Origin of the sequence: Mucilaginibacter sp. (genome assembly GCF_039207105.1) — a bacterium.
In the GTDB taxonomy this organism is placed as follows: Bacteria; Bacteroidota; Bacteroidia; order Sphingobacteriales; family Sphingobacteriaceae; genus Mucilaginibacter.
Genome location: NZ_JBCECK010000134.1, coordinates 11,228 through 13,882 on the forward strand (window position 1 = coordinate 11,228; position 2,655 = coordinate 13,882).

At 42.8% G+C, this 2,655-nt stretch carries 3 protein-coding genes; all 3 read right to left on the reverse strand.

The genetic code is table 11. The features are described 5' to 3' along the window. Positions 1-2: 2 nt before the first annotated feature. A complete protein-coding gene (locus AAGC65_RS20320; protein WP_343114290.1) occupies positions 3-1,334 on the reverse strand; it encodes an acetylxylan esterase in 1,332 nt (443 codons plus the stop codon). Between the two features lie 24 nt (positions 1,335-1,358). Continuing rightward, the gene (locus tag AAGC65_RS20325; protein WP_343114291.1) at positions 1,359-2,210 is read right to left on the reverse strand and encodes a hypothetical protein; all 852 of its coding nucleotides are present in this window, start codon (positions 2,208-2,210) and stop codon (positions 1,359-1,361) included. 179 nt (positions 2,211-2,389) lie between these two features. After that, a partial coding sequence (locus AAGC65_RS20330; protein WP_343114292.1) for an acetylxylan esterase occupies positions 2,390-2,655 on the reverse strand: 266 nt, incomplete at its 5' end.

The following is a 2,655-nucleotide window of genomic DNA, read 5'->3' on the forward strand; positions in this document are numbered from 1 at the left end:
CCCTAAAACAGCCCGAAAGCATCCCGCATCCAATGCCCATCTTCTTCCATAAATGATAGGGGCACTTCATGGCCGAGGTCTTTGTACACCCGTACGTGCGCATATTTTGACGGGATGAGGTTGTAAAATGCGAACTCATTTTGCGGCGGGGCCAAATGGTCAAGCAAACCAACGCCTACACGTATGGGCGCTTTAATATTAGGGGCAAAATTCTTGGTATCAAAATAATCAAGATTGTCCATCAGGCTTGCATAGCTTAATCCCGGTTTAGCCTTTACATATTTCTTAATATCATCAACCGGCCATGAAACCACGCCATCCAAATTGCGGATATCACTCAAAATAGGGTTTTGGGCAGATACCAGCTTAACACGACTATCCAAACCGGCCAGCGCCACTGCTAAAAAACCACCCATACTACCGCCCGATACTTCAATACGGCTGGCATCCAGGTTGGGCTGGGCACAAATAAAATCAATGGTGCGCACGCAATCCATAATGGCGCCACGGAGCACATACTTGTTTTTATCCTCCATGTTCAGGGTGATATAATCGTCCCTTTTGGTATGTATCACATCCCGGCTGTTACCCTGCCCCCGAACATTAATGGTAATGATAGCCAGATCGTCGTCTTCGCCCATCATGGGTTTCAGTTCAACCTGGTAACCGGGCAAACCAACAAATACCGGAAGCTTGCGATTCTTGCTGCCGCCTTTGGGTATGGTAAGCCATCCACGCACGGTAATATCATCTAATGATTTCATCTCGAATAGGTACACCAGACGGTTATTCTTTTCAAGTTCGGGCTTTTCGGTTATTTTATAGTTGGGAGCTACGGCAGCCAGCTGATCTTTGGTGGTTTGCCAAAAACTGTCAAAATCTGCCGGACGTGAGTGGTTTGATCTGATCTCTTTAGGCCTGATGCCGAAAACACGTTTTGTGGTATCATCATAATCAGATACATTAATCATGAAATTTATTTTATAAAAACCCGGTTTCATGGCCGGTATAGTAAAGCTGTAATTATTGCTGCTGTTTTTTGATATTTTAACTTGCACAGAATCACTTGCCACAGGCTTGCCATTGGGTGTGGGAACAACATAAGCCACACGACCGGTTTGGTCGGTATGGTAAGTATTTTTCACCTCGAAGGTGTAGCTGGCGTTAGAGTTAAATATCCCGTCATCACTATGGGCAATTAGGTTAGTTACTACCTCGCCCTCATCTGCCTTCAAAATTTTAAAAGAAGAATTGCTCATCGCTTTTGCCATGCCTGTTTGCATGATAGCTGCAATGATCAATAGTATAAGGAGATATTTAAATTTGCCCAACATGGTTAATATCAAAAGTGAATAAAACTACCGGGTGTCGATATGATAATTTAATGATGCCGAAACACTGCTACCGGCACCCGTATTTCGCCCGGTTATAAATGTTCCGCCGGTTAAAAACAGGGCTACCTTTTTACTGAACGAGTGGCCGTAACTTATTGATACCTGGTTAAAAGCAAAATTTTTGGCTGTATTGGGGTTAGGTGAAAACGACTTATTATCACTGCTTACATAAAAGCCGCCTACACTTACCGATACCTGCTCCCTGAATTTTTTATCAAGCGTAATGCCATAAGTTGCATTGTACCTATCCTGAAAAACCGACTCATAGCCAAAATATTCACGAACGCCATTTTCCAAAACAAAATAGGAGTTTCTACCAAATAAATGGCCGCTGCCGGCAAAGGCCAGCCTTAGTTCGCCACCTTTTTGATTGTAGCCCAGGTTAAGATTGGTATACATGGGCAAAATAGCTGTGGCCTGCAAACTGAAGTAATATTTATAACTAATGTTGGCCAGGTAATACCTGATCCCTATCTCCGCATCGCCGAAGCCTGAATTGAGATAGGTAGCCGTGTTATCTTTATACGTATTACTCACATAAGGTATCAGGGCCGATAATGAAAAACGCCTGCTTAATCCGTATTCTGCATATAAAGAAGTTCCCAAGGATGAAAAACGACCGTTTTCAGGAAAAGCCCCCCGGTGGCTATTGGCATCAAACTGTTTATTAGCAAAAAAGTAACTTACCGATGGGGATAAAGTAAGTCTGCCGGGCCTTACCGGAAAACCGCCGGTAGCATAGCCTTTATTTTGCATCGCGGTTAGCAGTATAATTACAATAAAAGTGTACTTGATTAAAGTATTTTTAAGGATCATATTTTTATAGGGCGAATGCCCGGTATCTGTATGTATCTGGTATTACATATTTATTGCAGTGTTGAAGCAATCCCTCCCGTAAGCCTCCTCAATTCCATTTCGGGATTGCTTCCATTTGCTGCAAAATTTCAAATCTCTTTCACGTATCCATTCAAAGTTATTCCAATACCGTGCCGTAATCAGGGTATGCGGAATTTTTCGCGAATCCATAAATTTTGGAACATGAAATAGTTAAAATCTACCTCATGTGTGGAATTTGGTACACACACAAACTCCTTATTAGTGCTGCTGATATGGTTAAATAGCGCCATGCTGCAACGCGGCGGACAAAACTGGTCTAACAAGCCTATACCCATCAACACCGGGCATTTGATCATCGGCGCAAAATTTTGCGGATCGAAGTAATCAAAGGTTTCATAAAACTTAGCCCAGGTAAATTCAGGGT